At 41.8% G+C, this 25,127-nt stretch carries 24 protein-coding genes and 1 other RNA gene; 20 read left to right on the forward strand and 5 right to left on the reverse strand.

The window, feature by feature from the left end; genetic code table 11:
• The first annotated feature begins 54 nt into the window (after nucleotides 1–54).
• The 5 genes from G628_RS0108410 to G628_RS0108430 all read left to right on the forward strand — a co-directional run bounded on the left by G628_RS0108410 (nucleotide 55) and on the right by G628_RS0108430 (nucleotide 4,767).
• Nucleotides 55–1,002: an alpha/beta fold hydrolase gene (locus G628_RS0108410; RefSeq protein WP_026656413.1), complete on the forward strand. Its 948-nt coding sequence runs from the start codon at nucleotides 55–57 to the stop codon at nucleotides 1,000–1,002.
• Between the two features lie 10 nt (nucleotides 1,003–1,012).
• Nucleotides 1,013–1,471, forward strand: a complete 459-nt coding sequence (locus G628_RS0108415) for a GNAT family N-acetyltransferase (protein ID WP_242827202.1) — start codon at nucleotides 1,013–1,015, stop codon at nucleotides 1,469–1,471.
• A 3-nt stretch (nucleotides 1,472–1,474) separates the two neighbouring features.
• Complete coding sequence (locus G628_RS0108420; protein ID WP_026668117.1) at nucleotides 1,475–2,287, forward strand: YesL family protein; 813 nt, start codon at nucleotides 1,475–1,477, stop codon at nucleotides 2,285–2,287.
• Nucleotides 2,288–2,481: 194 nt separating this feature from the next.
• Complete coding sequence (locus G628_RS0108425) at nucleotides 2,482–3,591, forward strand: ABC transporter ATP-binding protein (protein WP_026656417.1); 1,110 nt, start codon at nucleotides 2,482–2,484, stop codon at nucleotides 3,589–3,591.
• An 87-nt stretch (nucleotides 3,592–3,678) separates the two neighbouring features.
• Nucleotides 3,679–4,767, forward strand: a complete 1,089-nt coding sequence (locus tag G628_RS0108430) for a PucR family transcriptional regulator (protein WP_027208924.1) — start codon at nucleotides 3,679–3,681, stop codon at nucleotides 4,765–4,767.
• Here G628_RS0108430 and ffs read toward each other — a convergent pair.
• Together ffs and G628_RS0108435 are read right to left on the reverse strand one after the other, a co-directional pair.
• Nucleotides 4,767–4,969, reverse strand: an RNA gene (gene ffs, locus G628_RS18500) — signal recognition particle sRNA large type. The two genes, G628_RS0108430 and ffs, sit on opposite strands and share 1 nt — an antisense overlap.
• Nucleotides 4,970–4,992: 23 nt before the next feature.
• Nucleotides 4,993–5,400 (reverse strand): RrF2 family transcriptional regulator, encoded by a 408-nt coding sequence (locus tag G628_RS0108435; protein WP_026656419.1) that lies wholly within the window; start codon nucleotides 5,398–5,400, stop codon nucleotides 4,993–4,995.
• 145 nt (nucleotides 5,401–5,545) lie between these two features.
• Here G628_RS0108435 and tadA point away from each other — a divergent pair, with 145 nt between their 5' ends.
• The 7 genes from tadA to G628_RS0108470 all read left to right on the forward strand — a co-directional run bounded on the left by tadA (nucleotide 5,546) and on the right by G628_RS0108470 (nucleotide 15,437).
• Nucleotides 5,546–6,082: a tRNA adenosine(34) deaminase TadA gene (tadA, locus tag G628_RS0108440; protein WP_420354238.1), complete on the forward strand. Its 537-nt coding sequence runs from the start codon at nucleotides 5,546–5,548 to the stop codon at nucleotides 6,080–6,082.
• The gene (locus G628_RS0108445; RefSeq protein WP_026667846.1) at nucleotides 6,083–7,672 is read left to right on the forward strand and encodes an extracellular solute-binding protein; all 1,590 of its coding nucleotides are present in this window, start codon (nucleotides 6,083–6,085) and stop codon (nucleotides 7,670–7,672) included. It abuts the gene before it with no gap.
• Nucleotides 7,673–7,767: 95 nt separating this feature from the next.
• A complete protein-coding gene (locus G628_RS0108450) occupies nucleotides 7,768–10,059 on the forward strand; it encodes a hydratase (protein WP_026656421.1) in 2,292 nt (763 codons plus the stop codon).
• Nucleotides 10,060–10,088: 29 nt separating this feature from the next.
• On the forward strand, nucleotides 10,089–11,657 hold the full coding sequence (locus G628_RS18130; RefSeq protein WP_196803736.1) for a glycoside hydrolase family 9 protein: 1,569 nt from the start codon (nucleotides 10,089–10,091) through the stop codon (nucleotides 11,655–11,657).
• A gap of 84 nt (nucleotides 11,658–11,741) precedes the next feature.
• A complete protein-coding gene (locus G628_RS0108460; protein ID WP_027208925.1) occupies nucleotides 11,742–12,536 on the forward strand; it encodes an alpha/beta fold hydrolase in 795 nt (264 codons plus the stop codon).
• A 12-nt stretch (nucleotides 12,537–12,548) separates the two neighbouring features.
• Nucleotides 12,549–14,198, forward strand: coding sequence for a Mur ligase family protein (locus tag G628_RS0108465; protein WP_051199104.1), 1,650 nt, complete (start codon nucleotides 12,549–12,551; stop codon nucleotides 14,196–14,198).
• Between the two features lie 30 nt (nucleotides 14,199–14,228).
• Nucleotides 14,229–15,437 carry a D-alanine--D-alanine ligase family protein gene (locus tag G628_RS0108470; protein ID WP_026656425.1) on the forward strand — a complete coding sequence of 403 codons (1,209 nt, stop codon included), beginning with the start codon at nucleotides 14,229–14,231 and terminating at the stop codon, nucleotides 15,435–15,437.
• Nucleotides 15,438–15,514: 77 nt separating this feature from the next.
• Here G628_RS0108470 and G628_RS0108475 read toward each other — a convergent pair whose 3' ends face one another.
• Nucleotides 15,515–16,324, reverse strand: a complete 810-nt coding sequence (locus tag G628_RS0108475; protein WP_330365455.1) for a lysophospholipid acyltransferase family protein — start codon at nucleotides 16,322–16,324, stop codon at nucleotides 15,515–15,517.
• A 68-nt stretch (nucleotides 16,325–16,392) separates the two neighbouring features.
• On the opposite strand from G628_RS0108475, the gene G628_RS0108480 reads away from it, so the two are divergent.
• The 5 genes from G628_RS0108480 (at nucleotide 16,393) to G628_RS0108500 (ending at nucleotide 20,945) form a co-directional block, all read left to right on the forward strand.
• Nucleotides 16,393–17,682, forward strand: a complete 1,290-nt coding sequence (locus G628_RS0108480) for a dihydroorotase (protein ID WP_027208927.1) — start codon at nucleotides 16,393–16,395, stop codon at nucleotides 17,680–17,682.
• A gap of 15 nt (nucleotides 17,683–17,697) precedes the next feature.
• Nucleotides 17,698–18,771 carry a hypothetical protein gene (locus G628_RS0108485; RefSeq protein ID WP_026667842.1) on the forward strand — a complete coding sequence of 358 codons (1,074 nt, stop codon included), beginning with the start codon at nucleotides 17,698–17,700 and terminating at the stop codon, nucleotides 18,769–18,771.
• Between the two features lie 79 nt (nucleotides 18,772–18,850).
• A complete protein-coding gene (locus G628_RS0108490; protein WP_027208928.1) occupies nucleotides 18,851–19,630 on the forward strand; it encodes a dihydroorotate dehydrogenase electron transfer subunit in 780 nt (259 codons plus the stop codon).
• A gap of 1 nt (nucleotide 19,631) precedes the next feature.
• Nucleotides 19,632–20,534: a dihydroorotate dehydrogenase gene (locus G628_RS0108495; protein ID WP_027208929.1), complete on the forward strand. Its 903-nt coding sequence runs from the start codon at nucleotides 19,632–19,634 to the stop codon at nucleotides 20,532–20,534.
• A 114-nt stretch (nucleotides 20,535–20,648) separates the two neighbouring features.
• A complete protein-coding gene (locus tag G628_RS0108500) occupies nucleotides 20,649–20,945 on the forward strand; it encodes a hypothetical protein (protein ID WP_026656430.1) in 297 nt (98 codons plus the stop codon).
• A 40-nt stretch (nucleotides 20,946–20,985) separates the two neighbouring features.
• Here G628_RS0108500 and G628_RS0108505 read toward each other — a convergent pair whose 3' ends face one another.
• The gene (locus G628_RS0108505) at nucleotides 20,986–21,609 is read right to left on the reverse strand and encodes a hypothetical protein (RefSeq protein WP_026656431.1); all 624 of its coding nucleotides are present in this window, start codon (nucleotides 21,607–21,609) and stop codon (nucleotides 20,986–20,988) included.
• Nucleotides 21,610–21,802: 193 nt separating this feature from the next.
• Between G628_RS0108505 and ispE the strand changes: the two genes are divergently transcribed.
• Together ispE and G628_RS16880 are read left to right on the forward strand one after the other, a co-directional pair.
• Nucleotides 21,803–22,678 (forward strand): 4-(cytidine 5'-diphospho)-2-C-methyl-D-erythritol kinase, encoded by an 876-nt coding sequence (gene ispE / locus G628_RS0108510; RefSeq protein WP_051199105.1) that lies wholly within the window; start codon nucleotides 21,803–21,805, stop codon nucleotides 22,676–22,678.
• Nucleotides 22,679–22,687: 9 nt separating this feature from the next.
• Nucleotides 22,688–23,128, forward strand: coding sequence for a DUF1934 domain-containing protein (locus tag G628_RS16880; RefSeq protein ID WP_034462145.1), 441 nt, complete (start codon nucleotides 22,688–22,690; stop codon nucleotides 23,126–23,128).
• 72 nt (nucleotides 23,129–23,200) lie between these two features.
• Here G628_RS16880 and G628_RS0108520 read toward each other — a convergent pair whose 3' ends face one another.
• Nucleotides 23,201–23,674 carry a hypothetical protein gene (locus tag G628_RS0108520; RefSeq protein ID WP_026656433.1) on the reverse strand — a complete coding sequence of 158 codons (474 nt, stop codon included), beginning with the start codon at nucleotides 23,672–23,674 and terminating at the stop codon, nucleotides 23,201–23,203.
• A gap of 192 nt (nucleotides 23,675–23,866) precedes the next feature.
• On the opposite strand from G628_RS0108520, the gene tig reads away from it, so the two are divergent.
• Complete coding sequence (gene tig / locus G628_RS0108525) at nucleotides 23,867–25,084, forward strand: trigger factor (RefSeq protein ID WP_027208931.1); 1,218 nt, start codon at nucleotides 23,867–23,869, stop codon at nucleotides 25,082–25,084.
• Nucleotides 25,085–25,127: the final 43 nt, after the last annotated feature.

Below are 25,127 nucleotides of genomic sequence, written 5' to 3' on the forward strand. Positions count from 1 at the left end.
CGGAAATTCGCATATCATAAAATGTAAAACCACACACGTTGGGAGGGATTTCTTATGGTACGTAAAGAGGAACTGACTTACAAATCACGTGACAGACAGACCATGCTTAACGCAGTAAGATGGATTCCCGAGGGACAGCCGATTGCAATTCTCCAGGTTATTCACGGGATGCAGGAATATACCGACCGCTATGATGAATATGCCCGTTTTATGGCAGAGAACGGCATAATGGTTATAGGTAATGATAATCTGGGCCATGGTAAGTCGGTTAATCCACCCGGCAGTATTTACGGATATTTTTGTAAGAATGATCCCGCAACGGTTTTGGTGCGCGATGCGCATAGATTAAAGAAGATGACACAGGAAGAATTTCCGGGAGTTCCGGTATTTATCCTTGGTCACAGCTTTGGTTCATTTATAGCCAGAGAGTATATGACACGATACGGAACAGGAATAAAAGGTGCGATAATCCAGGGAACAGCGTACACTACAAGAGGTACACTCGGTGCGATGAATTTCTGGGTATCCCTGTTGCAGTTCTTTTTCGGTGAAAAGCATCGCTCGAAGATGATCAATGATATGGCCTTCAAGGGATATCTGAGGAAGATTGAGAAACCTGCCACACCTTTTGACTGGTTATCACATAACGAAGAGAGTATAAAAAAATATATCGCAGATCCTGCGTGCAACTTTATTTTTACACTTAATGGATTTAAGACAATGGCTGAGCTGTTAAAGAGAATACAGGATGAGGACAGGATGGAAGATATTCCGAAAACTCTTCCCGTGCTTATAACCGGCGGAAGCGAAGATCCTGTGTGTGGCTACGGAGAGGCACTCAAGAGACTTTACGATATTTACAGGCTTCAATTACAGATGAAGAATGTTGATATAAAGATTTATGACGGATTCCGCCATGAACTTCAACAGGAAATCGGAAGAGAAAAAGTATTTGCAGATCAGCTGGATTGGATCAAGAAAGTGTTGAGCAGTGATAATTGATACATCAAAAGTGATCGTTAGATGTGCATACAATTCTGATTGGGAAGGGGCGATGAAACTTGCGTGGGAAACTTTCGCCAAGTTTGACGCCCCTGATTATTCAGTAGAGGGTATAGGTAATTTTCGTAACTTTGTGACGGATGAGAATCTTCACAAGATGTTTGTAGCAGGGCATTATCAGTTGTTTGTTGCGGTATATGGCAATAAATGCCTGGGAATGCTCACAATAAGGGAAAAATCACACATATCGCTATTGTTTGTTGATGGGGACTACCATTACAATGGAATTGGTAGTGCCCTTATTAAATTTGTTTCTGATTATGTTTTGACTGAAGAGGGGATAGACAAACTCACAGTCAATGCATCACCGTATGCGATCGATTTTTATCACAGACTGGGATTTAGAGACACGCATAAAGAGACGGTTGCCGACGGAATAAAATTCACACCGATGGAATTGAGGTTATGAAAAATGGGAAAATTTTTTAGTTTAGACAGCCCTTTTGTGGCTGGACTTACAAGACTTGCCGATGTTATGTGGCTCAACATATTGACACTGTTATTTGCTGTTCCGCTTATGATCGAGCAGGTAATGATCTTGGGACCGGCTGTTTCACCGCTTATGACAGAGGGTGGACAGTTTAGTTATGATGTTTTTGTAGCAGCGGTAATGTGGTCGTGGATAATAGGAATTCCGTTGTCTGCAATATGTGGCCCTGCATGCACTGCTATGCATTACGTTCTTTTGAAGATGGTCAGAGAAGAAGACAGCTATGTGACGAAGACATTCTTTAAATCGTTCAAGGAAAACTTTAAACAGGGAATAGTTCTTCAGGTTATAAAGTTTTTTGTGGGCGGAATGCTTATTCTTGATTTCCTTATCCTCAGAAGCAGAGGTGGATTCTACAGATATGTTGTGTTTGCAATGTTCGTCTTTTTGTATATGGTGGGACTTTATGTTTTCCCGCTCCAGTCAAAATTTGAAAACACTATTGTGAAGACGATAAAGAATGCATTCATATTGACGATAATCGCGCTTCCAAGATCTTTGGGAATGGCGTTTGTTTCGCTTCTTCCGATTCTTCTTGCTTATTTCTTTGACATGAAATTTATTCCCATTTATGTACTTGTGGGAATAGCGGGCCCTGCGTATCTTTGTGCGGTTCTTTATAATCCTACTTTCAAGAGATTCGAGCCCAAAGAAGAAGAGGTTTCCGAAGAAGAGGAGATGAATGCCGCTATCAGAAAACTTGACGAGCTTGATGAAGAAGAAAAAGGTGAATAATTAGCAAGTTGCATATGGATTTTTAAAATTATTCGTCAACATTACGGAATTGGAAATGTATTTTGAGGTCAATGAGCACATTGGCCAATGTATTATAAAAATTTTGTGAAATTAGTGAATAGTAAATAAAGTGAGCCAAAGCTATACTAAGTTCTATCATAAGCTATGTAATGAATTAGGAGGAATTTAAGGTTATGGCAAGTTTATCACTTGAGAATGTATGCAAAGTATATCCCAACAAGTTTGAAGCTGTTAAAAACTTCAACCTTCAGATTGAGGATAAAGAATTTATTATTTTCGTAGGACCTTCAGGATGCGGAAAGTCAACAACTCTTCGTATGATTGCAGGACTTGAGGATATCACATCAGGTACTCTTAAGATCGGTGACAGAGTAGTTAATGATGTAGAGCCCAAGGACAGAGATATTGCGATGGTATTCCAGAACTACGCTCTGTATCCTCATATGACAGTATATGATAACATGGCATTCGGACTTAAGCTCAGAAAGGTTCCGAAGCCTGAAATAGATAAGATGGTTAAAGAGGCAGCTAAGATCCTTGATCTTGACAAACTCCTTGATCGTAAGCCTAAGGCTCTTTCCGGTGGACAGAGACAGCGTGTTGCTATGGGACGTGCTATCGTTCGTAATCCTAAGGTATTCCTTATGGACGAGCCTCTTTCAAACCTTGATGCTAAGCTCCGTGTACAGATGAGAACAGAGATCGCTAAGCTTCACCAGAGACTTGGCACAACAATCATCTACGTTACACATGACCAGACAGAGGCTATGACTCTTGGTACAAGAATCGTAGTTATGAAGGACGGTCTCATTCAGCAGGTTGACACACCTCAGAACCTCTATGAGAAGCCCGCTAACCTCTTCGTTGCAGGATTCATGGGATCACCTCAGATGAACTTCATCGATGCTGAAGTTGTAGTTTCAGGTGACACAGCAAGCCTCAGAGTAGCAGATCAGCTTATTGAGCTTCCTCCTGCAAAGGCTAAGAAGGTTATCGAGGGTGGTTACGCAGGAAAGACTGTAACATTCGGTATCCGTCCTGAGGATGTTGATGATTCAGAGGTAGTTGTTAGCACATCTAAGGCTGTATTTGAGTCAACAATCAACGTATACGAGCTTCTTGGTGCAGAAGTTTATCTGTACTTTGATCTTGATCAGTTCCCTATCACTGCAAGAGTTGATTCTCGTACAACAGCAAGACCCGGCGACAAGGTTAAGTTCGCATTTGATGTTGAGAAGATTCACATCTTCGACAAAGAGACAGAAGAGACAATCACAAACTAATATTGTGAATATACTATTAAGGAGCCGTGCAAACGCATGGCTCCTTTTGTGATATACTTAAGGTAGTTTCTTTTGAAAGGAGAAAGCATGATTTCAACGCAGACGATAAAAGGAAGTATAAGTGAACTTGGAGCTATAACCAAAGTAGAATTATGTGTTATGGATCTGGGTGGAGAAGTTGTGGCGTCTACAAGTGATCTTGGATTTTCCGATATTTCTATAATTACAAGTTTTGCTTCATCACCCGTGGATTCACAGGTGATAGGTGACATCCATCTTTTTAAGGTTATGGACGATGGAGATCCCTTGTATATTCTACTTTCAAAAGGCGACAATGAGCAGGCATATATGGTGGGAAAGATTGCGGTGAGCCAGCTTCAGGCTCTTGTTCTTGCCTACAAAGAAAGATTTGACAGGAATAATTTTTTCCAGAATCTGCTTCTTGATAATATGCTGATGATTGATGTGTATAACAGGGCAAGGAAGCTCAAGATTGAAGTGACGGCTCCCAGAACTATAATCCTGGTTGAAACGGGACGAACAAAAGATAACAGCGCAAGAGAGCTTTTGTCCAGCATGTTTTCGTCTACGTCAGGTGACTATGTAACGGCAGTTGATGAGAACAGCATTATCATAGTAAAGTCACTTGGAAAAAATGAGTCATATGATGACATAAACCGCGTGGCAACAACAATAGTGGATATGATGAATACAGAGGCCCTTTTAAATGTAAGAGTTGCGTACGGAACCATAGTTGAAGAGATACGCGATCTCAGTAAATCATTCAAAGAAGCAAAGATGGCGCTCGAAGTCGGAAGAATCTTCAATGCCGAGTGCAGGGCAAACGGATATAATACGCTCGGAATAGGAAGACTTATATATCAGCTTCCCGAGAGCCTTTGTAAGATGTTTATAGATGAGATTTTTGAGGATAAGGAAGTACCCAGTAATCTGGATGAAGAGACTTTGAATACTATTTCGAAGTTTTTTGATAATAACCTCAATGTGTCTGAGACTTCAAGACAGCTTTTTGTTCATAGAAACACTCTTGTGTACAGGATTGAGAAGCTTGAAAAGAGCTGTGGACTTGATGTGAGAAAATTCGATGATGCGCTTACCTTCAAGATCGCACTCATGGTCCTTAATTACATGAAATATCTTAAGGAAAGAGAATAAAAGAAAGCGGTCCTGTGAGGGATACATGCACGTTGACTTCCGACGCAGCGCAGGCAACCTTACAACACATGAAAGGTTCTGCTTAGTGCTGCTTCGTTCCCGACCTGACACGGTTCGCAGATTTTCATTGCATAAGACCCACGCTTGTACAAAAGGACTGCTACATGCACCCTTCACAAGACCGCTTTGATTACTATACTTTTTTTTGACCGTAATGTCAATTTGTTATTGCTGGATAAGATCCTTAAGGGTGTAGCTGTCGATGTATTTGTTTACGACTTCGTCCAGTCCTTTCCAGAAGTTAACAGAATTGCATGAATCGGTTCTGGGGCACATAACCCCGTTTTCATATGCGACGCATTCAACGGGCGTGAGATTTCCTTCAACTGTTCTGAGTACGTCACCGATATTATATTCCTCGGAGGGCTTGGAAAGACGGTATCCGCCGTTACTTCCACGCATGCTGTTGAGGTATCCTGCTCTATTTAAGGTCGAAACAATTTGTTCAAGATATTTTACAGGTATGTTTTGTCTCTGAGAAATGTCTTTAAGTGAAATGAAATTGTCGTTACCGAAGCTGGCAAGATCTATCATTACTCTCAAAGCGTATCTTCCCTTTGTGGATATTCGCATAAAAAACCCCTTTTTATAGATAATTTGGTATAATATAGTGATATAATGTAGAATTGCAAAAATGACTTAAGTCATGAAGTAATTCGTATATCATATATTAACAGAATTACTACCATTTCGCTAGGAAAGAAGTATATTTATGAAAATGCAGCCAAAATCCGCAGGTGTGAACATGGAAAACTGCACTGAGGATGAGCTTAAAGATATCAAGTACATGAGAGCCGCCATTAATCAGGCGAAGAAAGCGTTTGCTCTTGGAGAAGTTCCGATAGGATGCGTAATAGTTTATGAAGACAAGATAATCGGACGAGGATATAACAGGCGCAACACAGACAAAACACCGCTCGCACATGCGGAAATAACCGCTATACGCAAGGCGGGAAAGGTGATAAAAGATTGGAGACTTGAGGGATGTAAGTTGTATGTTACTTTGGAGCCGTGTCAGATGTGCGCGGGAGCCATAGTACAGGCAAGAATACCCGAAATCGTTATGGCAGCGGAGAATCCCAAGGCGGGATGCGCCGGATCGGTCATGAATATTTTGAACAATCCGGATTTCAATCATCAGGTTGTTGTGAAAAAAGGCGTATTGGAAGAGGAATGCAGTAAACTGCTGAAAGATTTTTTTATAGAGCTGAGAGCAAGAAATAAAGCTGAGAAAGAGCAGAAAGGAAATCTTTAAGTGAAAAGGAAGATTCTCGCGCTGGTTATGACAGCGGTAATGACAATTAGTACAGTAGGCTGTGGAAACAGTAGAAAAGTAGTTTCGGATTTTCAATACCGTAATATAGATGTTTCAGGCCCTCCGGTTACAATTACTTATCTGACTATAGGAGATAAGCCCATAAACGGAATGACCGAGAAGGTTTTGGACAGACTTAACGAGCTTCTTTTAAAGAAGGTAAATGCGAAGCTGGATATCTATTATATTGGCTGGAACGATTATCTGGAAAATTATAACAAGACGCTTAGTTTGGGAAACGTTAATGTAGATCTTATCGCTGCGGGAAGCGACTGGCTTGACGCATGGCCTAACGCGGCTAAGGGATATTTTTTACCCCTTTCTGAAGATATGCTTAGAACATATTGTCCGCAGACATATAAATATGTGTCATCCATGGACTGGAGTTGCTGCACTTATGAAGGAAAGATATATTTTATTCCGGAAAATGAGTATACCCAGTGGATAAACTATGGTTTTGTTTACAGATTGGATGATGTAAAAAATGTAGAGAAAGCAAAGAGTAACGATCTCGGAAGAGATTTCAACATAGGTGAGATACAGGACTGGGATACGCTTGATGCATTTTTTACGCTCTATAGAGAGCAGAATCCCGAGAAGCTTTTCTGGGATGCTGACGGAAAAGAAACAAAGCAGGCTCTTGGATATATCATGTCCGAAAGTAATTATATTCCTATATATGAGCTTGGCGAATACGGAGTGTGGGGCATTTTTAAGAATGCGCAGAGTCAGATAGTTTCACCTTATATGTCGGGTAATTATCTTATTAACTATGCCAAGCTCATGAAGAAATGGAATGAAATGGGCGTATGGAGAAGTGATTTTTCGGATTACAAGGATAACTATGAGGCTTTCTATAACGGAGATACCTCGGTTGTTCTTGCGACTACAGAGGACTATTACACTACGATAAAGCCCAATATGGAAATTTATCAGCCTGAGGCAAAGCTTAAGTTCTTCTGGTTTGGAAAAGAAAATCTGTTAAAGACTAGTATTTTGCACGGAGCAATGGCAATCTCATCAAAGTCAAAGAATCCTGAGAGAGCTCTTATGGTGTACGATATCTTAAGAAATGATGTGGAGTGCTACAGACTTATAAGATATGGAATTGAAGGTGTGCAGTACCAGATAAATCCCAAAGACATGCTTGAGAGACCTAACGGATATAATGACGAAAAAGATGGAATAACAACCAACTTCTGGTGGGGAAGAAGAGATTCCTATGAAAAAGCAGACTCGAACTATGCCTGGGATGATTATAACGAACTTAAGTCAGAGTATAACAAGATTGCAATAGACTATCCTTGGGACAGATACCGATTTATGACGACCAATATCAACAATACGATAGAAGCAGTCACCAAGGTGTGCGATAAATATATTCCTGAGATCACGTATGGCAGATATGAAGGAACTCCGGAGGCTGAGGTCAATGAATTCAGGACTGCTCTACAGGCCGCGGGAGTAGATGAGGTAAAAACATATCTGCAGAATATTTATGATGCCGATAAGGATAAGAACGGACATTAATAAATATCATACAAAGAAGACGAAAACTATGATAAAATAACGCCTGTAAATTGTATACATGTATAGCGTAGTAAAAATGGGTAGGAGGAATGGTAATGGTAACAACACTTGAACATGGGTGTTATCTCATAAACGGTAACACTGTAGTGCCTGATAATGCAGAGGCTGCAGCGGTTCTCGCATCTAACGGTGTATCAGAGGATGCGGCAAAGAGTGCGAAAGAGAACACAATAGCATACGGAATACTTAAAGAGCATAATACTTCCGGAAACATGGAAAAGTTATGCGTTAAGTTTGATAAACTTACTTCACATGATATTACATATGTCGGAATCATTCAGACAGCAAGGGCATCGGGACTTGAGAAATTCCCTATTCCTTATGTACTTACAAACTGCCACAATTCACTTTGTGCGGTTGGCGGAACAATTAACGAAGACGATCATGTATTTGGTCTTACAGCTGCTCAGAAGTATGGCGGAATCTATGTACCCCCTCATCAGGCGGTTATCCACCAGTTTGCAAGAGAGATGCTTGCAGCAGGCGGAAGCATGATTCTTGGATCTGATTCACATACAAGATACGGTGCTCTCGGAACAATGGCTATCGGAGAAGGTGGCCCCGAGCTTGTTAAGCAGCTTCTTGGACAGACTTATGATGTTGATATGCCGGGAGTTGTAGCAATTTATCTTGAGGGTGAGCCTAAGAAGGGCGTAGGACCTCAGGACGTTGCACTTGCAATCATCGGAGAAGTATTCGGAAGCGGTTACGTAAAGAATAAAGTAATGGAATTTGTCGGACCCGGTGTTGAGAAGCTCAGTGCTGATTTCAGGATCGGTGTTGATGTTATGACAACAGAGACAACATGTCTTTCATCAATCTGGCAGACAGACGATACGATCAAAGAGTTCTATGAGATCCACGGAAGAGTCGGTGATTACAAAGAACTTAAGCCAGGAAAGGTTGCTTACTATGACGGTCTTGTTAAGGTTGACCTCAGCTCGATCAATCCTATGATCGCTATGCCTTTCCATCCAAGTAACGTATATGAGATCGCAGAGGTTAATCGCAATGCTGCCGATATTCTTGCAGATGTTGAGAAGAGAGCAAGAGTAAGCTTTGGTGACAGCATTGAGTATTCGCTTCAGGATAAGCTCAAAGACGGTAAGTTCATTGTTGAGCAGGGAATAATCGCAGGTTGCGCAGGCGGTGGATTTGAGAACATTTGCGCAGCAGCAGATATCCTTAAGGGACACTATATCGGAAACGACAGATTTACACTCAGTGTATATCCTGCTTCAACACCCATCTTTATGGAAGTTGTTAAGAACGGCGCAGCTGCTGCAATTCTTGAGACAGGAGCAATCCTTAAGACAGCATTCTGCGGACCTTGCTTCGGTGCAGGTGATACTCCCGCAAACAATGCGTTCAGTATCAGACATTCAACAAGAAACTTCCCTAACCGTGAAGGCTCTAAGGTTCAGAACGGCCAGGTTGCTTCAGTTGCACTTATGGATGCAAGATCTATCGCAGCAACAGCAGCTAATCAGGGTGTTCTTACACCTGCAACAGAGTTTGACGGAGAACTCAAGAAATACAAGTATCACTTTGACAGTGAGATCTATAAGAACCGTGTATTTGATTCACACGGAGTTGCAGATCCTTCCGTTGAGCTTCAGCTTGGCCCCAACATCAAGGATTGGCCTAAGATGTCAGAACTTCCTGAGAACATGGTACTCAGAGTTGTATCAGAGATCCATGATCCTGTAACAACAACTGATGAGCTCATCCCTTCAGGAGAGACTTCATCTTACAGATCAAATCCTCTCGGACTTGCTGAGTTTACATTATCAAGAAAAGATCCTGCGTATGTAGGACTTGCAAAAGAAGTTCGTGCGGCACAGGATGCTCTTGTAGAGGGCAAAGATCCCATTGCGGCATGGGGCGAGCTTAAGGGCGTAATGGATGTGATCGGTAAGAAGTTCAGCGGTGTCAATAATGACAACGTTGGATTCGGATCAACAATCTTTGCTGTAAAGCCGGGTGACGGATCTGCCAGAGAGCAGGCTGCATCATGTCAGAAGGTTCTTGGCGGATGGGCTAACATTGCCAATGAATACGCAACAAAGAGATATCGTTCAAACCTTATTAACTGGGGTATGCTTCCTTTTGTTATTGAAGAGGGTGAACTTCCTTTCAAGAACAAAGACTACATCTTCCTTCCCGGAATCAGAGATGCGGTTAAGAATAAGGATGAAGTTATTAAGGCATATGCTGTTGCAGGGGACAGCATGACTGAGTTTGAACTTAAGCTTGGTAATCTCACCGATGACGAAAGACAGATAATTCTTGACGGTTGCCTTATAAACTACAACAGAGTTAAATAAAAGGGACTGGTATTGGTATGTTTTCTGTTATGAGGCGGAAAAACAGGATAATTGCGGCAGTGCTGACACTGTCGCTTATTGGAAGCGTCGCAGGCTGCGGCGCTTCTTCTGCTGAAAAACAGGTTGATATGGTCGAGGCAGGTTCAAAAGGCCCGGAAAACGGAGGAGGCGGTGATTACAGCGTTCCTAATCAGATCCCGAGCGTCCTTGCCGACCAGGTCGGATATAAGACAGACTCGGTTAAAACAGTTATATTACACGGAAAGAAGCTCCCAAAGACATTCAGTATAAAGGAGCTTGGAACAAAAGAAGAAAAATACATTGGAGATGTGGTCAAGTCTGTCTATAACGAAGAGACAAAAGAATTTACCGGCATAGGATACTTTACAGATCTGAAGGAAGAAGGAACCTATTATGCATGCGCGGATATAATCGGAGAATCATATTCTTTTACCGTATCGGAAGATGTGTACGCGAACGTATTTAATGAGGCGTGCAAAAAATACTACATTAACAGGTGCGGAATGTCATTGTCCGAAGAATATGCGGGTGAAAATGCGCACAGTGCCTGTCACACTACACCTGCTCATCTTCAGGAACATCCTGAAACAGAGATAGATGTTACGGGCGGATGGCACATGGACGAGCAGGCTGACAGAGATACGACGGTCGGATGTAAGGTTGCGGAGAATCTTCTTCTTGCTTATGAGATGAACGAAGCGGCTTTTACTGATGAAGCGGGAATTCCCGAGAGCGGAAACGGTATACCTGATATTCTTGATGAGGTTAGGTATGAAGTTGAATGGCTTTTAAAGATGCAGGATGCAAAGACAGGAGGAGAGTACGGTGCGGCGCTTACCGACAGTTCGGGTGGCGGAGATGTAATGACATACCCTGTCACAGTTACACCGGTTTCTATGGATGCGACGATAAATTTTGCATCGGTGCTTGCCAAATTCAGCTATATCTATCAGAAGTATGACGGCGAATTTGCGACAACATGCCTTAAAGCAGCGGACAGAGCGTGGAGCTGCTATTTTAACAACCAGAAGGCGCAGGACAGCACCACGGTATTTAAGGCTGCGGCAGAACTATACAGAGCAACGGGAAACTCAGGGTACGTGACAGTTCTTGAGGATTACTTTGGCAGAACTAATTTTGACCGGATTTTCAATACGGATGAGAATATACTGATCGGTTCGGTGACATATCTTTCTACAAGTCAGCAGGTTGACGTTGCAAGATGTGAGTACCTTATGAAGCTTCTAATGAAGCGTTCTGAGGATATTGCGCAGAAGGCAGGACAATCGGCCTATCTGGTAACAAAGACCGATGAGAAGGCTTTTGATGAGCTTTTGGATGATATGAGATGTCTTACCATAACCGACCATATAATATATAACCATGAGTACACTACTATCATAGAGAACCATGCGCATTTTTTGATGGGTATGAATCCGGGAGCCGTTAATTACGTTACGGATGCAACGGAGAGGACTTATGCAGATGAAGCAGGAGTCGGAATCCTGAACGATCCGCAGGCTGATGCGCTGTTAGTATTTATGCTCAGTGTGCTTGAAAAAAAGGGAGAGGAATAGCACTTCGATATAGAGCATTTTTTGCAATGTTTTTGCAAACTGTGGGATTTGCATGGGCAGAATCATGGTGCTATAGTTAACCAAATGAATGTTAATATAAACGGACTAAATATAAACTACATAGATGAAGGAACAGGACCTTTACTTGTTATGCTTCACGGATGGGGCTCCAACATAGATCTTTTTGCGGGGGTTATTAATTTTGCAAAAAGAGGCTATCATGTTGTTGCAATGGATATGCCCGGCTTTGGAAAAAGCGATGAGCCCAAAGAACCCATGAGCGTTGAAGATTTCATGAATTTCGTGATCGACTTTATAAAGACTCTTTATCCCGATGATAAAGAAGTGATCTTCCTCGGTCATTCCATGGGCGGAAGAATAATAATAAAACTTGCTTCCGGAATAAATGAGGGCAAGCTTTCTCCGGGATTTACGATCCCTAAGATCGTACTTACAGATTCAGCCGGAGTTATTCCCGTTAAGACCAAGGCTCAGTTAAAGAAGTCAAGAAGATACAAGTTCTATAAGAATTTCATCACAAAGAGCGGATTGCTTAAGCTTGATCCGAAAGCACTTGATAAGCTTCAGAAGAAGTTTGGAAGTGCGGATTATGCAGCGGCATCTCCTGTAATGAGAAAGAGCCTTGTAATGGCGGTAAATGAGGATATGGTTCCGAGCATGCCGTCAGTTACGCAGCCGGTTCTTCTTATCTGGGGTGATAAGGATACGGCTACACCGTTATCTGACGGACAGAAGATGGAAGAACTTATGCCTGAGGCGGGACTTGCGGTCATAGAGGGAGCAGGTCATTACTCATTTCTTGATAATCTCTATGTATATAACAAGATTCTGGGAAGCTTTCTTGGAATCAAGAATTAAGGAGAGGGATATTTGGGAGCGATACTTATAATATTTATCATAGTATATCTTTGCGCTGCGGTATTGGGGCTTCGTTACTACACGCACATGCTTCAGTTATCGAGCTATCAGTTTCAGGGGTATTTTAGATTTTTAAAGACCACTGTTACTAAATACGGACTTCATGCAGGTGCGGCTGCGGCTATCTTCGGTGCGGGATTTTTTGAATATGCGGAAGCTCTGGAAGAGACCGATATGAACAAGATAGCGGGAGGGCTGTTTGTTCTTGCTATCGTTTTTCTGGCGCTTATGGCGGTTATGTATATTCCCAAGAAGGCGAAGAAAAAGTTTGTAGTTACACAAAGGGTTCAGAGATTATTTGTAACCTATGCCGTTCTGTTAGTGATCGTGGCACTTATAGCAGGTATCTGCGTGGCTTTCGGTGCTGATTGGAGCGCAGGTAAGCATGCGGTTGCTGCATTTTTTGTTGCGGCTTATATAGGTTGTTTGCCTCTTGTAGTTGCACTTTCAAATCTTATTAACAAACCTGTCGAGAACAGGATAAATCAGTGGTTTATCGATGATGCGAAAAGAATTCTTAAAGAGCATCAGGGACTTAGAATAATCGGTGTTACGGGAAGTTACGGTAAGACAAGCGTTAAATATTATCTGACAACACTTCTTTCAGAAAAATACAGAGTTTTGATGACTCCCGAGAGCTATAACACTCCGATGGGAATTGTCAGGACTATCAGAGAGAAGATGGTTCCCACACATGAGATATTTGTTTGCGAGATGGGAGCAAGACATCTTCATGATATAAAAGAGATAACGGATATTGTTCATCCGGATGATGGTATACTTACATCAATAGGTTATCAGCATCTTGAGACGTTCCATTCACTTGAGAATATCGTCAGCACCAAGTATGAACTTCTTGATGCGGTTGACGAGAAGGAAAAGGCAGAGGGCGCAGCAAAGGGTAAGCACCTTAAGTTTGCAAACGGTGACAATGAGATAGTCATGGCAAACATGAAATATAAGGATGCCATAACTTACGGTGTTTCAGAAGGATGCGATTACAGGGTTTCCGCTATTTCCGTTACGGGAGCGGGAACGACATTTAATGTGACTACACCTGAGGGCGAGACTTCTGAATTCAGTACGAAGCTCGTCGGAAGACATAACGTGGAAAATATTGCGGGTGCTATCGCAGTTGCGGCAAGCTTCGGAGTTCCGATGAATAAGCTTCGCATGGCGGTAAGAAGAATACAGCCCGTTCCACACAGACTTGAACTTGTAAGACACGGCGCTGTTTCAATACTTGATGATGCGTATAACTCCAATCCTAACGGAGCGAAAGTTGCGCTTGAGACACTTGCTCTTTTTGAGAACTCGGTAAAGATACTTGTAACACCCGGAATGGTAGAACTCGGGGCAAAAGAGGATGAGTACAACGAAGAGTTCGGAAGACAGGCTGCAGGCGTTTGCGACTACATCATACTTGTAGGTGAGAAGCAGACTCATGCGATCAAAAAGGGAGCACTTGGTGCAGGATTTGCAGAGGATAAGCTCTTTGTAAAGAGCAGCCTCACGGAAGCTACACAGCTTATGTACGAGCTTGAAGCGGGAAGAGAAAAAGTAATACTTCTTGAGAATGATCTTCCCGATAACTATACATGATCAAAAAAGAAATTATGAAAGAGGGATACTATGAAGCTTAAAGTTGCGGTTTTATTCGGCGGAAAAAGTACAGAGCATGAGATTTCAATTATCTCTGCGATTCAGGCAATAGGACATATCAATAAGGAAAAATACGATGTTGTGCCTGTTTACATCACAAAAAACAACGACTTCTATGTTGGAGATGACATCGATAAGATTGAGGAGTACACTCACATTAACCAGCTCCTTGCCAAGAGCACACAGGTTGTATGGGTAAAAGAGAATGACAAGGTTAATCTTGTAAGATATCCTATGAAGAAATTCGGAAATAACGTTATGACTCAGGTTGACGTTGCATTCCCCATCGTTCACGGAACAAACGTGGAAGACGGAACACTTCAGGGATTCCTTGCAACACTCGGTCTTCCCGTTGTAGGATGTGATGTTCTTTCATCCGCGGTCGGAATGAACAAATATGTAATGAAGACTGTTCTTAAGGACAATGATATTCCTGTTCTTGATTGCAAATGCTATACATGGAAAGACTATGAGGACGTTGACGCGCTTGTAGCAAAGATCGAGGGAACATTTGAGTATCCCGTTATCATAAAGCCTCTTAACCTTGGTTCAAGTATCGGAATCAAGAAAGCATCTGACAGAGCATCTCTTCTTGAAGCTCTAGATCTTGGATTTGAGTTCTCCAAGAAGATTCTTGTTGAGCACGCTATTTCCAAGCTTAAAGAGATCAACTGCTCGGTTCTCGGCGATTATGAGTCAGCTGAGGCATCTGAGTGTGAAGAGCCTATCAACTCAGATGATATTCTTAGTTTTGAAGATAAGTATATCGGCGGTGGATCAAAGGGATCCGCTAAGGGCGCAAAGTCAGGCGGAAGCAAGGGAATGGCTTCTCTTAAGAGAAAGATTCCTGCAGACATTTCTGATGAGATGCGTGACAAGATCAGAAAGATGGCTGTAGATGCGTTCATCGCGCTAGGCTGTTCGGGAGTTTCAAGAATCGACTTCATGATTGATATGGAGACTAATAACGTATATTTCAATGAGATTAATACAATTCCGGGATCGCTTTCATTCTATCTTTGGGAGCCCCTTGGAATGAAATATGAGCATCTTTTGGACAACATGATCCAGCTTGCACTCAAGGCTGACAGAGAGAATCACAAGGTTGTTTATTCTTTCGAGACAAACGTACTTGAGGGCGTAAAGCTTGGCGGAGGTTCCAAGGGAAGCAAAGGCTGATAAATAAAAATAAACCGCTGTAACATGGTAACATGCTACAGCGGTTTTTCTCTAATCAAATATTGATTTATAATAGATTACAGAGGAAGTTTTTCGTTTTTAATGTAAGTTTCTTCGATGATATTTTTCACATAGCTGTCGATATTTCTCTGATCTTCCTTATCAAGTTCACTGATGACAACGGGTTTACAATACTCGATAACAACGTGAGTAGGTTTGATAAAAGGAATGTGATTTTCGAAAATGTCACGCGAGTGGTTGATTACCATAGGAACAATGGGACATCCTGATTTCTGGGCAATCTTAAAGCTTCCTTTGTGGAAATCGAGCATAGGAGCGTCAGTGCTGTTTCTTGTTCCTTCGGGGAAGATACACATTGAAATGCCGCTCTTAACTTTTTCGATAGCTGCAAGTACCATCTCGAGACCTTTTCTGATATCAGATCTGTCGAGGAACAGACAATCGAGGAAGATCATCCAGTAGCCAAGAATGGGAATCTTTTTGATGACATCTTTTGAAATATAACCCGTAGGTCTGGGAACTCTGGGGTAAGTAACTACGATATCAAAGTAGCTTCTGTGATTTCCGACATACAAAACGGAACGATCCTTGGGGACATTTTCTTCGCCGATAACGGTAACTTTTATGCCGCATATCAGCATAACGGTATTAAATGCAAAACCGACGATTTTTAAAGAAGCTGTTTTGACAGCGTAAGGATTGGATTTTTTGATTATCAAAAGAACAAGCTGAATCGGGATACTCACGATCAGGAATATCACGATGAATAGTATTGCAGCGATAAAACGTATCATAAAATGTAAAACCTCGTTTCTATAAATGATTCTCTGATTCAAAACATATTTTACCATATAATTTAATGCCATTATTATTTATTTTGTCGTATAATGGGGCAGAGTAATATGCAAAACAAAAGCAGCCGAGGAGAAATGTAATGCTGATTATTAAGAATGGATACCTTATCGAGCCCGAATCAGGCTATGAAGGATATAAAGATATAATAATAAATGGTACAAAAATTGTGGATATTGTGGATAAAGATTGTGTAAAAGTGGAAAAACTTTTGCAGGATACCGCAAATCAAGTGATAGATGCAGACGGAAAAATAGTAACGGCGGGACTTGTTGACGGACATGTTCACTTCAGGGACCCCGGATTTACGTATAAAGAAGATATAGAGACAGGAGCGAGAGCTTCGGCAAGAGGCGGATTTACATCGGTTGTCATGATGGGAAATACCAATCCGCATATGGATAATGTCGAGACAATAAAGTATGCTCTTGATAAGGGCAAGAAAACGGGAATCAACGTGTATACCTGCGCAAATGTGACCATGAACATGGAGGGAAAAGAGCAGGTGGATATGGAAAAGCTGCTTGATGCAGGAGCAGTTCTTTTTACAGATGACGGAAAACCCATAACCGATGAGAAGATAATGGAGGCTGTTTGTAAAAAAGCTGCGGTACTTGATAAAGTTGTTAGTCTCCACGAAGAAGATCCTAAGTTTATTACAGACAACGGAATCAATGCGGGCGCTGTTGCAGGGAAGCTTGGAATCACAGGCTCACCCAGAGAAGCAGAGATTTCAATGGTGAAAAGAGATATTGAGATAGCTGAGAGGACGGGGGCAAAGATAACCGTGCAGCATATAAGCGCAGCTGAGTCAGTCGATCTTATAAGACAGGCCAAAAAGAGAGGCGTGAAAGTTTATGCCGAGGCAACTCCGCATCATTTCACACTTACGGAGGATGCGGTTTTAAAGCACGGAACTTTGGCAAAAATGAATCCTCCGCTCAGACTTGAGTCTGACAGACTTGCAATAATCGAGGGCCTTAAGGATGGCACGATAGAGATGATCGCTACCGATCATGCGCCTCATTCAAAGGAAGAGAAGGATAAGCCGATAAAAGAGGCTCCGAGTGGAATAACCGGAATAGAAACATCTCTTTTGCTGGGAATAAGAGAAATTGTCGACAAGGGATATATGACGCTTTCTGAGCTGTTAAAGCGCATGACAATCTGCCCTGCCAAGATCTACGGTCTGGATGCGGGAAGTGTGAAAGTCGGAGGAAAGGCAGACCTTGTGATATTTGACAATAAGACAGAGTGGGTGTTTGATAAGACATATTCAAAGGCCTCAAATACACCGTTCTTGGGAGAGAAATTCCCGGCGCGTGTTTTATATACAATATGCTGTGGAAAAGTGGTATATGAAGCAGATTGATAAAGGAATGAAAGAATGAAGAAAAGATTTATTTTAGCACTTATGGTGTCCGTTTTTTTGACAGGATGTCGTACAGAAGCAAGTGCGATCAATGGAAGCAGAGCCGGTGAAGAGATAGCCACAGATGCCGTTGATATTCTTGGTGCAGATGCGAGCTTGGCTTCGAACAGCGAAAATAGCGAATCCGGTGAAGACGGAGCTTCCGAAGAAGTTGATGAAGAGAAGTATGGATCGTACGAGCAGTTTATCGATGACATAAGGTATTGCGTCGAAAAAGGAGATCTCAAAGGGCTGGATGTTTCTTCAAATGTATATAATACATACAGAAGTGAGGCCGAAGATCTGCGATATGGCTATGTGATAAGAGATCTTGACGGTGACGGGATAAAGGAGCTTATCATTGGCGCTAATTCATGTATAAAAGACACCGACATACCGGGAAAAGACAGATATCATACGCTTATTTTTGATATCTTTACATTACAGGAAAGTGTAATGGTACATGTATTAAAAAGCGAAGAAGACGAAACTTATTATTTTGGAACAGACGGAACAATCATCAAGGAAGACAGCAAACCAAGTACAATGCCTTCAAAATCGGTATTGGAGGTTGCTACATTTTATAAATTTGTCAATGATGAGCTTGAAGTTGTCGAAGGACTCCGTGATGAATATCTGGTGAATACAGAGAAAATCAGGTATTTTTATTCTGACGAAAGTCCTTATTGGGATACTACCAATGAGATTTCATATGATAAGTGGATGGAGATTGTCGATAAGCACGGCAATGAGTACGTGAAATTTACAGATTTTGTGGATCCGAAGAGGACAGGAAGAAAAGCCACCGTATACATTCGCGAGAGAGAAGAAGATTATCAGGATTCGAGGATGCAGTATAAGTGGAGAGATTATATTGTATTTTACAGTGACAAAACCGGAATACATAATTCGGGAAATGAAAGTGATTACTGGTTTGTATGGAACGATGAGAGAATACAATATGATAACGATCCTTCACAGGCAATCAAGTATTTCATTAAAGATGACGTGCTTATGCTTGGGGATACAGAGTATACTTTAGCGCAGTAATTTTATATTTGATAGGAGATTCCTATCAAATATAAAGCGCTTCGCTATGGAAGAAATATATAAATGAGGAGAGTTCTTAATGGCTAAAAAAATGAAAAAAGAAGCGAAGGTTCTCAGTCAGAAGCTTCTTGCGGACGGAATATATGATATGTGGCTTGAAACGCCATTTGCTGGCGATGTTAAGCCCGGTCAGTTTGTTGGGGTATATCCTGTAAATAAATCTACATTACTTCCAAGACCTATCAGTATATGCGAAGTTGATGCAGAGAAATCGGCAATTCGACTTGTTTACAGAGTTGTCGGATCCGGAACGGCGGAGTTTGCGCTTTATCAGCCGGGTGATTATATAAATGTCCTCGGACCTTTGGGAAACGGCTTTCCGCTTGAAGCTGCCGAGGGAAAAAAGGTAGTTGTAATGGGCGGAGGAATCGGCGTGCCACCGCTTCTTGAGACAGCAAAGAGGCTTTCTTCCGAAGACGTCAGTGCAGTTATGGGATATAGAAACAGTGAGACATTTTTGTCTGATGAATTTTCTAAGTATGCCAAGATGTACATCGCAACCGAAGACGGTAGTGTCGGAACAAAGGGAAATGTCATTGATGCAATGAAAACAGAGAAAATAGAGTGCGACGTTATTTTTGCATGCGGTCCTATGCCTATGCTCAGAGCAATAAAAGCATATGCATCCGAGGTTGGGGCAAAGGCATATCTTTCTCTTGAAGAAAGAATGGCATGCGGCGTAGGTGCTTGCCTTGGCTGTATCTGTAAGACAAAGGAAATTGATGACCATTCTCACGTTCATAATGCGAGAATTTGTACCGACGGCCCGGTTTTTGATGCTGACGATTTGGAGATGTGATATGAATACAACAGTTGAAATAGCAGGAGTTAAATTTAAAAATCCCGTAATGACAGCTTCGGGAACATTCGGTTCGGGAATGGAATACTCGGACTTTGTAGATCTTAATAAACTTGGCGCAGTAGTAACTAAAGGTGTTGCAAACGTGCCGTGGCCCGGAAATTCGGTTCCCAGAGTTGCTGAAGTGTACGGTGGTATGCTCAATGCAATCGGACTTCAGAACCCCGGAATAGATGTGTTTGTAGAACGAGATCTTGAGTTTTTGAAAAAATATGACACAAAAGTCATTGTAAATGTATGCGGAAAGTCCGTAGAGGATTACCTTGAAGTAGTAGAGAGACTTGGCGATGAGAAGCGCGTAGATATGTTGGAAATCAATGTTTCATGCCCTAACGTTAAGGAGGGAGCTATCGCTTTTGGCCAGAACAAAGATGCTCTTTTTGACATAACAGAGAAGATAAAAAAGGTTGCAAAGCAGCCCATTATCATGAAACTAAGTCCCAATGTCACAAGCATTTCCGAGATGGCTAGGGCGGCAGAAGCAGCCGGAGCGGATGCAATCTCACTTATAAATACGATCACGGGAATGAAGATTGATATTTATAAGAGAAAGTTCGCGCTTGCAAATAAGACCGGAGGAATGTCCGGCCCTGCGATCAAGCCTGTTGCCGTAAGAATGGTATATGAGGCATCTCATGCGGTTGATATTCCCGTTATAGGAATGGGCGGAATTGCCAATGCTGAGGATGCAATCGAGTTCATCATGGCAGGAGCAACAGCGGTTGCAGTCGGAGCAATGAACTTCCACGATCCTTATACTACGGAAAAAGTAGTGGATGGCATCGAAGAGTACATGAAGAAGTACGATGTTAAGGACATAAACGACATACGTAAGATTGTATAAATAGTTCTTTTATCTATATATAATCAATCCTTTAACGTTTTTTAATATTGTGATGATAGAATAAAAAACAAACAGACAAGGGGACGCAGGGAAGCGGTCTGTAAAGGAAAGATTATGATTATAAAGAAGATATTGGAAGCGTTATTATATGCAATAGGTGCGTTGATCGCATTGGTTTTTCTTATTATTTTCATATGCACGGTCAGTCCGTGGGCACATGATATGCTTAGCGGCGTTGCGACAAATGTTTCGGTAATGAGGATTCAGCGGATGGCGGAACTTGAAGAGAGCGCTGCAGCTTCTGTTACTGAGGCGGCAAGTACCGATGCATCGGAAGAACCAAGGTCGGAAGCAAAAATATACGAAGAACATATGAATAACATGAAAAAAGGACTTCACTTAGATGAGTGATCATCTAAAGTGACAGTCCTTTTTTGTTACTAGCAACGTATTATTCAGTCATTGTCTTGCCGGTTAATTCGTCAAAGCCTTTCATAACTGCGTCGAAGGTGTTTTTTGAAATCTCGGGAAGCTCGCCTCCCCAAGTTTTCTCTGCCTGAGCATAACCCTTCTCAAAAGCAGCTCTCATCTTTTCCAGCTTTTCAGGATCGTTTCCGGCCAGTGTGGTGGCAAAATCGAGGATTCGCTCGGATGTCTGCTTGACGCCCCAGTAGCCGTCCTCGGCAATGTCAGCCTCTGCCTGTGCCTTAGTTGCTGCATCCACTGTGAAATCCCCTTTTGCAAGGAACTTCCACATTGAATCCTCATCGTTGTCAGAGTTGGCGATGCCGTAGGCTCTGGCCTGCTTGCCCATCATCTTCTGAACAATGTTCAAAAGTTGCTGCTGGCGCATTGCTACATCTGCCTGCATCTGCTTGATGATCTTGGTCCGGTCCGCTTCTTTGGAAGATACGTTTTTTGTATCACTTTCCTCAGATTTTTCGTACACGGCTGCAGCTTGGGTCTTTTCCTTTACTTCATCGTTTTTACTCTTCTCGTCTACTGACGGATTAACTGATGAAGCATAGGTGGTTGCGATGTTGTTAGTAACCTCGGTAATTCCGTTTACGCCCATATCGAACTCCTTTTCTGCGACAGGGTACTAAATACCGCGCTGAAACGAAACTATGGTTTACCTAATCCTCATATCGGTAATTATACAAAAAACTTTAGCGAAATATCGAAAATTTTTAAAAATTTTATTTTTTCCTTGAGTTTGATCCTTCGGAGTGAGAAGATGAAGAAAAATAATTTCGGAGTATATAATTATGAAGCTTGAGAGAAAAGCATATGCAAAGATTAATCTCGGACTTGATGTTACGGGAGTTCGTGAGGACGGATATCACATTGTAAAGATGATAATGCAGAATGTGGATCTGTACGATACGCTTACATTTGAGGATAATGACAGCGGCGATATCATTTTGACCGCGTCTACGGATAAGATCGAAACTGATGAAAGGAACCTTATCTGCAAGGTGGCCGGGCAGCTTAAGGACAAATTTAATGTGAAAAAAGGTGTTACCATGCACCTTGTAAAGAGAATCCCTGTAGCTGCGGGAATGGCAGGTGGAAGTACAGACGGTGCGGCAGCATATCTGGCTTTGAATGAGTTATGGGGACTTAACCTCAGTAAAAAAGAGCTTTGTGAGCTTGCTGTGTCTCTGGGTGCCGATATCCCGTATTGTATAATCGGAGGAACGGCGCTTGCAGAGGGAATCGGTGAGGAACTGACAACTATAAGCGACATGCCGGATTGTTATCTTGTTATCGCAAAGCCTGCGATAGATGTTTCAACAGGCTGGGTTTATAAAGAGCTGGACAGCAGGGAAGTGATAACACATCCGGATATAGACGGAATCAAGGTTGCAATAGAAGCAGGTAATCTTAAGGAGATGTGCTCTCTTATAGGAAATGTTCTTGAAGATGTCACTGCATCCAAATACAAAGAGGTAGGGCAGATTGAAGAGATACTCAGAAATGAGGGCGCTGTAGGTGCATTCATGACAGGAAGCGGTCCCACAGTATTTGGCGTATTCGACAAAAAAGAAGCGGCAGAAGCGGGGTATAAGGCAGTTGTTGAAAGTAAGCTTGCGCCGGAAGCTTTTTTGTCCGCACCCATTAATCCCGGTAAAGAGGACTGAGATAGTAAAATGAAGAAAAAAGTTGATATAAACGTGGCAGGAATCCACATAAGAGACGGAAACGAAGAAGAGCGCATTGATACAAACTCAAGAGGAATCTACGAGGCGCTTTCGGACGGTTCTGTATGTATAGAATATGATGAAGTGCAGGATGTGGGCGGCCAGAGAATAAAGGTGGCCAACAAAGTCACTGTACCTGCCGATTTAAAGTGCGTAGAGATCGTGCGCACAGGCGCTATGAATTCGAAGATGGTATTTGGCGCCGAAGAATATGTCATGGATTACAAGACACCGTACGGATCGATGCAGATGGAAGTTATCACCAAGAGCCTTGATTTTAAGAATGAAGAAAACGGTGTGATCGGTGAAATTTCTGCGGAATACATAATTAAATCCGGAGATGAGGTTTTATCCGACTCTAAAATGATAATAGAAATAAAAGCAAGATAAGGCAAAAAAAGAGCTCTCATATCGCGTGATATATTATCATCGCTTGCGAGAGCTTTATATTTTGAGCAAATATTATTTAACCATCTTAGCGCCGGCTTTTTCCTGAGCCTTAGCAACAAGGTTCTTAAAGAAGCCTTTCTTTTTCTCAGGAGTAACAGTCTTACCACGAAGGCCTTTAACTTCTGTTACGTAGATACCGCTGACAGAAGCCTTAACTTCCTTCTTAACGGGAACTGAATCGAAAATCTTTTCATCACAGATAAGGCTCATAACCCTGTTTCCGACTCTTACCTTAAGGATTGGAAGCTTGGATCTGCGAAGAAGCTTGGGAGTCTGGTCGATAACGGCCTGCGGAAGACCTGCTTCGTTGATCTTCATTCTCTTTTTGTCAATGATAAGCATAGACATGCTCTGCTTCATGGAATCGAGCTGAACCTGCTGTTCTTCCTGCTTCTTCTGGGCTTTTCTTCCGATTATCATAAGTGCAATGATTATTGCGACTAAAATTACTGCTATTACGATAAATACAATTAAACCGGTACTCAATCTATTATCCTCCGAAAATCAATATACTATATTATAGCAAAAAGTATTGTAGCATTCTTTAGGAAGATAGGCAAATAAAATACTTTAATCATTTTGGAAGGTGTGGTAGTATAAGAAATATTGTTTTGATATGAAATAGCAAGATATTCTATATTCTTGAATATATCAAATTATTTTAAAGGAGAAAGCATTATGAAAAAGAATCTTTCTGTATTGTTGGTCGTGGCAATGGCAGTAACTTCACTTACAGCATGTGGCTCAAAGTCTAAAGAGGCTGCAAGCGATGCGGCATCTGAGAGCTCATCTACAGAAGCAGTTGCAGCAGCTGCTGCAGCAGGCTCAAACGACATTGCATCTTTGCAGAATTTGGACAAACTTGAAGTGAAGACTCTTAATGATATAAATCCTATGGATTACATCACATTGGGCGAGTATAAAGGGTTTACTGTCGAGGTTGCTCCCGTATCTGTGACAGATGAGGATGTTGACGGATATATCAATAATCTTATTGAGTCCAATCCTGCCAAGACAGAGATTACAGACAGACCTATACAGAAGGGTGATATTGCAAATATAGATTACGAAGGAAAATACGCTGACACCGGAGTTGCTTTTGATGGCGGAACAGCGAAGGGATTCGATCTTGATATCGGATCCGGTATGTTTATCCCCGGATTCGAAGACGGACTTGTCGGTGTAAAACTTGGAGATACAGTAGATCTTGACCTTACATTCCCTGAAGAATACGGTTCAAAGGATCTTGCAGGTAAGAAGGTTGTATTTACAGTTAAAGTTAACAAGATAAGTGAAAAGTCAAAAGAGCCTACAGATGAGTGGGCAGCCGGCCTTGGAATGGAAGGTGTTACAAATCTTGAGCAGCTTAAGGAAACATCTAAGCAGCAGCTTACAGAAGAAGCAGAGGCAACACACAAAGCTGATGTTGAGTCTGCAGTTATTGAGAAAGTTATTGAAATCTCAGAGTTTAAGGATTTCCCTCAGGAACTTCTCAATTATTACCTTGTTCAGGAGAATGAGCAGCTTGAGAATTATGCTCAGATGTACACAGCATACGGACAGCCTACAACAGCAAGCGATATTGTTCGCATTATGATGCAGAATACCGCTCCTGATCAGACAGATGCCGATGCATTTTTGAAGAACATGGTAAATGAGGTAGCTCAGCAGTTTATTGCATTCGCAGCAATTGCTAAGAATGAAAATATTGCAATTTCTGATGAGGATGTTGAGAATTATCTTAAGGAAGCTTTTGATGCAGGAACTACAGGATACAGCTCACTTGATGAACTTAAGGGTGATGTTGATCCCAAGACTATTAGGGAAGGCCTTATGGCAGATAAGGTTGTAGCATTCCTTGTTGATAATGCAAATGTGGTTGAGCCTGCTAATTGATAAAGCGTTTTATTTGTTGGGAAATATTTTTAATTGGAGGATG

The sequence above is a fragment of the Butyrivibrio hungatei NK4A153 genome (assembly GCF_000424465.1).
Taxonomy (GTDB): domain Bacteria; phylum Bacillota; class Clostridia; order Lachnospirales; family Lachnospiraceae; genus Butyrivibrio; species Butyrivibrio hungatei_A.

Coding starts and splice junctions, on each gene's coding strand:
- G628_RS0108505 (WP_026656431.1), bottom strand. CDS start 21,609: ATGGGCGTAAACGGAATTACCGAGGTTACTAACAACATCGCAACCACC.
- G628_RS0108460 (WP_027208925.1), top strand. CDS start 11,742: ATGAATGTTAATATAAACGGACTAAATATAAACTACATAGATGAAGGA.
- G628_RS0108450 (WP_026656421.1), top strand. CDS start 7,768: ATGGTAACAACACTTGAACATGGGTGTTATCTCATAAACGGTAACACT.
- G628_RS0108500 (WP_026656430.1), top strand. CDS start 20,649: ATGATTATAAAGAAGATATTGGAAGCGTTATTATATGCAATAGGTGCG.
- G628_RS0108475 (WP_330365455.1), bottom strand. CDS start 16,324: ATGGCATTAAATTATATGGTAAAATATGTTTTGAATCAGAGAATCATT.
- ispE (WP_051199105.1), top strand. CDS start 21,803: ATGAAGCTTGAGAGAAAAGCATATGCAAAGATTAATCTCGGACTTGAT.
- G628_RS18130 (WP_196803736.1), top strand. CDS start 10,089: ATGAGGCGGAAAAACAGGATAATTGCGGCAGTGCTGACACTGTCGCTT.
- G628_RS0108480 (WP_027208927.1), top strand. CDS start 16,393: ATGCTGATTATTAAGAATGGATACCTTATCGAGCCCGAATCAGGCTAT.
- G628_RS0108410 (WP_026656413.1), top strand. CDS start 55: ATGGTACGTAAAGAGGAACTGACTTACAAATCACGTGACAGACAGACC.
- G628_RS16880 (WP_034462145.1), top strand. CDS start 22,688: ATGAAGAAAAAAGTTGATATAAACGTGGCAGGAATCCACATAAGAGAC.
- G628_RS0108495 (WP_027208929.1), top strand. CDS start 19,632: ATGAATACAACAGTTGAAATAGCAGGAGTTAAATTTAAAAATCCCGTA.
- G628_RS0108485 (WP_026667842.1), top strand. CDS start 17,698: ATGAAGAAAAGATTTATTTTAGCACTTATGGTGTCCGTTTTTTTGACA.
- G628_RS0108435 (WP_026656419.1), bottom strand. CDS start 5,400: ATGCGAATATCCACAAAGGGAAGATACGCTTTGAGAGTAATGATAGAT.
- G628_RS0108430 (WP_027208924.1), top strand. CDS start 3,679: ATGATTTCAACGCAGACGATAAAAGGAAGTATAAGTGAACTTGGAGCT.
- G628_RS0108420 (WP_026668117.1), top strand. CDS start 1,475: ATGGGAAAATTTTTTAGTTTAGACAGCCCTTTTGTGGCTGGACTTACA.
- tadA (WP_420354238.1), top strand. CDS start 5,546: ATGCAGCCAAAATCCGCAGGTGTGAACATGGAAAACTGCACTGAGGAT.
- G628_RS0108425 (WP_026656417.1), top strand. CDS start 2,482: ATGGCAAGTTTATCACTTGAGAATGTATGCAAAGTATATCCCAACAAG.
- G628_RS0108470 (WP_026656425.1), top strand. CDS start 14,229: ATGAAGCTTAAAGTTGCGGTTTTATTCGGCGGAAAAAGTACAGAGCAT.
- tig (WP_027208931.1), top strand. CDS start 23,867: ATGAAAAAGAATCTTTCTGTATTGTTGGTCGTGGCAATGGCAGTAACT.
- G628_RS0108490 (WP_027208928.1), top strand. CDS start 18,851: ATGGCTAAAAAAATGAAAAAAGAAGCGAAGGTTCTCAGTCAGAAGCTT.